The organism is Allofournierella sp., assembly GCF_048388525.1.
In the GTDB taxonomy this organism is placed as follows: domain Bacteria; phylum Bacillota; class Clostridia; order Oscillospirales; family Ruminococcaceae; genus BQOK01.
Genome location: NZ_DBGCTQ010000114.1, coordinates 1 through 4464 on the forward strand (window position 1 = coordinate 1; position 4464 = coordinate 4464).

At 64.9% G+C, this 4464-nt stretch carries 6 protein-coding genes; all 6 read right to left on the reverse strand.

The window, feature by feature from the left end; genetic code table 11:
- A partial coding sequence (locus tag ACMLHZ_RS13960) for a hypothetical protein (RefSeq protein WP_418668280.1) occupies window positions 1-209 on the reverse strand: 209 nt, incomplete at its 3' end.
- 19 nt (window positions 210-228) lie between these two features.
- Entirely contained in the window at window positions 229-807 is a 579-nt protein-coding gene (locus ACMLHZ_RS13965; protein WP_418668281.1) for a hypothetical protein, read from the reverse strand.
- A gap of 15 nt (window positions 808-822) precedes the next feature.
- Complete coding sequence (locus tag ACMLHZ_RS13970; RefSeq protein WP_418668282.1) at window positions 823-1437, reverse strand: signal peptidase I; 615 nt, start codon at window positions 1435-1437, stop codon at window positions 823-825.
- Window positions 1438-1487: 50 nt separating this feature from the next.
- Window positions 1488-2861, reverse strand: a complete 1374-nt coding sequence (locus ACMLHZ_RS13975) for an InlB B-repeat-containing protein (RefSeq protein ID WP_418668283.1) — start codon at window positions 2859-2861, stop codon at window positions 1488-1490.
- Window positions 2862-3119: 258 nt separating this feature from the next.
- Window positions 3120-3962: a hypothetical protein gene (locus ACMLHZ_RS13980; RefSeq protein WP_418668284.1), complete on the reverse strand. Its 843-nt coding sequence runs from the start codon at window positions 3960-3962 to the stop codon at window positions 3120-3122.
- 277 nt (window positions 3963-4239) lie between these two features.
- On the reverse strand, window positions 4240-4464 hold a 225-nt coding region (locus ACMLHZ_RS13985), incomplete at its 5' end, for a hypothetical protein (RefSeq protein WP_418668285.1).

A 4464-nucleotide genomic window follows, 5' to 3' on the forward strand; every position in this document is an offset into this window, starting at 1 on the left:
TAAAAATTCTGGGCCTGGGCCGAGGAGTTCTCGTGTTGGTCCATCACATAGCGAGCCAGGGAAAAGCCGCCCACAAGCAGCGACAGCGCCGCTGTGCCCGCCGCCGCGCCCATGGCCAAAAGCACCCAGCGCGGCCGGCCGCCCGGCCGCGGCGCTTTGGGCGGCGGCGCCCCGGGGCGCCGGTAAACATGAGTCTTTTTATAACGCATTGATGCTGCGCCCCCTTTCTCAGCTGTCGCGCTGGACCGCGTTGACCCGTATGGTGGTGTAATCCAGCTCGTCGCTGTAGCGGGCATCGAGATAAGAATCATCACTGCCGGGCCACTGCACGCGCAGAATAAAGCTTTGGGTGGCCTCGGCACTGCCATAGGCGTCCAGCTGATAAACATTGTTTTGGTAGCCTACAATGCGGCGGAAATCGTCGCGCTCGAGCTCGGCCCCCGAAAGCTCCGCGCCGGCAGAGCCATCGGCGCCCGCTTCGTAGAGGGTGTATTGCAGCGGAAGGTTGAGCGAGTGCTCGAGCTCGAGGGTGTACTCCATATGGACCTCGTTTTGAATGCCGCCGCGGGCCTTGTTGGAAACGGTAAAGGGCATATCCACGCTGCTGCCGGGCTTTAAGCCCTGGCCCACCTGCAGGCTGAAGCTGTTGCCCACCGCCACCACCGCGGCGCGGGCGGTATCGCCGCCGCCCACGGTGACCTGGTAGCGGGACATGGAGACCCCGGTGAGCACCAGCGAGGCCACCACCAGGTAAGCCAGATAGCTGAGCCAGCGGCTGCGCTTTTTTGGGCCTTTTCTGTACACCATATCTTCTGCCTCTCCTTACTGGGGCGGGCCGCCGAACGGCTCGCCCGCGTGGTATACCCGCTTTTCGGGCGGCGGCTCAACAAACTCTCCGCCCCGGTACACGCGCTTTTGCGCCGGGCGGCCCCCCGGCGGCTCCGGGCGGCCGCAACTGAGCCAGCGCGGGAGCTGGATGGAAAGAAAGCCGGCAAGAATGATGCAGATCATTCCCGGCGTGGTCTTGAGCCACAAAATAAAGTTGCCTACACGGGGGATCACCCGCTCGACCCGGCCCAGTACGTCGGAGGGGTCGACCGGTTCGTCGGCGGTGTTGTTGGCGTCGCCCTGCAGGATGAACTGCCCGCCCGTGCGGGCGATGATGCGGTGGGTGATGTAGGCGCCGTCCGGCAGGCGGTAGGTGACCACCTCGCCCTCGTGGTAGGCCGGCTGGCGGCGCACAAGGATCAGGTCACCCACCGAGATGGCGGGCTCCATGCTGCCGGAGCTGATGACCAGCTGCCGCCAGCCCAGCACGGAAGGGGAGGGATTGTGAAAAGCGAGCGTTTGCACCACAATATACAGGTCCAGCGCCAGCAGCGCCAGAAAAAACGCCGTGATCATGGCGCTGAACGCGCGGCCAACGGCCCGCAGCATAGGGTTTGTCCTCCTTTTGCAGTGTCCCCACGGCAGGGCCGAAGGGCGGGTCAGCCGGTCTTGAGCCGGCCCTCCACGGTGATCTGCAGCTGATAATCCTGCAGCTGGCCTTTTGAGGCGGCCTCGCCCAGTTGGGTGTCGTGCTGGTCGGCGCCGGGGGTATCGTAGGGCCAGTACCAGAGCAGGATGTAGCTGTGGGTAGTGCGCAGCGAGGCGCTGCTGGCGGCCAGCGGCACGTGGGCCGCGAAGGCCCGGTTCACATCGGCCGCGCTGACGTACTGGGAAGCGCTGCCCGCAATGTAGCTGCCGCCGGACACGGCAAAGCTCTCGTTGCCCTGGGCGTCGGTGGTTTTTTGCAGCGTGCCGCCCCGCACCAGCTTGAAGGTGAGGAAGGGGTCCACGCCGCTGTCTTTCGGCAGGGTCTCGACCAACTGGATGAGGTACTCGCAGTCGAACCGGCTGCCGTTGACCACGTTGAGCTCGTAGGCGCCGCTGCTGCCGGGGGCGATGACGCCGTGGGTTTCGTCGGTGATGATCATGTTGTTGCGGGCCTGGCTGCCACGGAAGAGGTCGATGGGGGTGGGGTCGCCGCCCGCGGTGATCTCGTTCCAGGTGGGGTTTTCGGGATCCTGCACGTCGAAAGGGGAGGTGAGCCACTGGGCATAGAGAGCCAGGTCGCTGTTGACCGGGGCGGAGCCGTCGAAGTCCGTCCCATCGCCGCCGGGCTTTGAATTCCAGCCGTTAAAAAAGGCGTCGGCGCGGGAGGGGGTGGCGGGCATGGCGCACAGGCCGCCCGGGGCCACGTTGATGGCCGCATAGGCGCCCGCGGGGGCGCCGGAATAGTTGAGGTAAAAGGTGACCCGGAAGGTGTGGGGGCCGCCGCCATCACCGCCCGGCTGGGGGGTGGGAGTGGGCAGCCCCGCCGGCAGGGGGGTGGGGCTGGCCCCCTGCCGGCGGCCCGGCCGCGGGCTGGGGGAAGGCGAGGGGGTGGGCGAAGCGGTGGGAAGGACCTCGGGCCCGGGGTCGATGACCACGGTGTCGCCCGGGAGGCTGCCACCGGGCGCGGCCGGTGCCCCGGTGCCGATAAAGCCCATGCGCCCCCAGCACAGGCAGGAGGTGAGCAGCAGCAGGATGATGAGAACAATGATGGCGATCTTTATGATAAGGTTTCGCCGCCGCTTCCCCTCGCCGCCGGCCGGTGCCTGTGCGGAGGGGAGAATATATTCCTGGGGGAAGGCATCGCTGGGGGGAAAAGTGCTTTCCGCGGGAAGGCTGTCTTGGGAAAGGCTTTCTTTGGGCAGGCCCTCTTCGGCGGGGGGGCAGGACCCCCCATCGGCGGGCAGGTCATCCCCCGGGGCCGCGGGCTGCCCGGGCGCATCGCCCTGGGGATCCAGGGGGGTATTGGGATCGTACTCGTTGGTCATGGGGGCACTCCTTATTCGTTCGTTTGGGGCGGGGCAGCCGGGCCCGCCGCCCCACGAAAAATTTGCGGGAAAGGCCGGTGGGTTTGGCCTGTGAAAAAAAGCGCGGGCCGCGCGCCCTTTTTCACAGGTCAAAAGCGCGGTGCGTTTTTGACGGATGGTGCGGATGCAAGCAAGGCCTTTGGCCGAGCGCGGGCACACGCGCTCGGCCAAAAAAGCCATAGCTGGCATTGATCCAGCGAAGTCTGTGAGCGCCCCGATTCAGGGAGCAGGAGAAGGTGCTATATAGGTGTCCATCTGGGTGATGTTCACATCGAGCTTGACCTTGATGTCGGGAACAGAGGCCTTGGTCTTGTTGCTGGCATCGTCCCAAACCATAGCGGTATCAACTGTGTCTCGGTCATCGGGGACCCAGACCGTAGTAGCTTCGACTGTTTTCTGAGTATAGATCTCGTAGGCCCAGAACCAGCTGAAATTACTGGCGAGGTCCAACTCTGTTTTGGCCTCGGTGGGGCTGGTGGGCGCAAGCTGGGTGCCCTTGCTGTCGTTGATTTTTTTAGCCAGCTCTTCCAAATCGCCCGAGAGCTTGACCATGAGCTCGCCCTTTTTGGCAGAGGCGAACTCGGCGGCGGTGAGCTTGTCTTTGGCAGCAGCAGCCACGGTATCCGCAACTTTGCCTGCCGCAAGTTCGTGCAGCAGAATGGGCTGAGTCTTATCGGTCAGCACACCGGACCAGAAGGTGACCTCGTCCGCGGTGGGATCGGTGTAAGCGTAAATGATGGGTACGGTGTTGGGATCGGTGCCGTTTGCCGCAGTCTCGGTGATGGTGAGGTTCGCCTTTACCGCGACCTCGCTGCGGTTGGTCACGACCAGGCCGAAGCTGCCCTCGACGCCCGGCGCCACAAGCTTTTCGGTATTAACGTTTTTGCCGCTGGCGTCGGTATAAACGCCGGTGTCGTTTACGGTGGCGAACAGATCAATGTCAGTGCCGGTTTTCGTCAAAGCGTCGGTGCCGGATTTTACGTCGAAGTCGAATTTGGCCACCCGCGCGCTGTCGCTGCCGGCGACGGTGGAGGTGTACTTTGCAAAAGTACCGCCCACCATGCTGGACGTGATCAGGCTGAGCACGAGGACTGAGGTACCAAGGCTCATAAGGACCCTGGATTTTTTGCTGGTCATACTTTGTTTCCTCCTTAGAGTTTCGGTGAGTATTTGCGGCCGTTGGTGCCGGGAAATTGCCTGCAAGACACAACGGCCGCTGTGCCCTGCACGGAGGGGCCCACCCGTGCCGCGCCTGTGCCGGCGCGGCCGTGGCGGTATGTTTATCGGCGGGCGCTGTGCCGCGCTGGCCGGTAAGCATTGGGAAGTTGGGGGCGCGGGGTCAGAGCTTTTTCTCGCGCCGCAGCCGCTCGTTTTCGGCCCGCAGCCGCTCGATCTCCTGCTCGAGGGGGGAGAGGGGCTTGGGGGCGGCCTTGAGGGCCTGGTTTTCGGCCCGCAGCTGGGCCAGCAGGGCCTCCAGCTGGGCCGCCTCGCCGGTGGGGCGGGGCGGCGGCGCAGCCTGGGCGGGCCGGGGGGCCGGGGCCGCAGGCCGCTGGGCCGCCGCCGG

Coding starts and splice junctions, on each gene's coding strand:
- ACMLHZ_RS13970 (WP_418668282.1), bottom strand. CDS start 1,437: ATGCTGCGGGCCGTTGGCCGCGCGTTCAGCGCCATGATCACGGCGTTT.
- ACMLHZ_RS13980 (WP_418668284.1), bottom strand. CDS start 3,962: ATGGTGGGCGGTACTTTTGCAAAGTACACCTCCACCGTCGCCGGCAGC.
- ACMLHZ_RS13965 (WP_418668281.1), bottom strand. CDS start 807: ATGGTGTACAGAAAAGGCCCAAAAAAGCGCAGCCGCTGGCTCAGCTAT.
- ACMLHZ_RS13975 (WP_418668283.1), bottom strand. CDS start 2,861: ATGACCAACGAGTACGATCCCAATACCCCCCTGGATCCCCAGGGCGAT.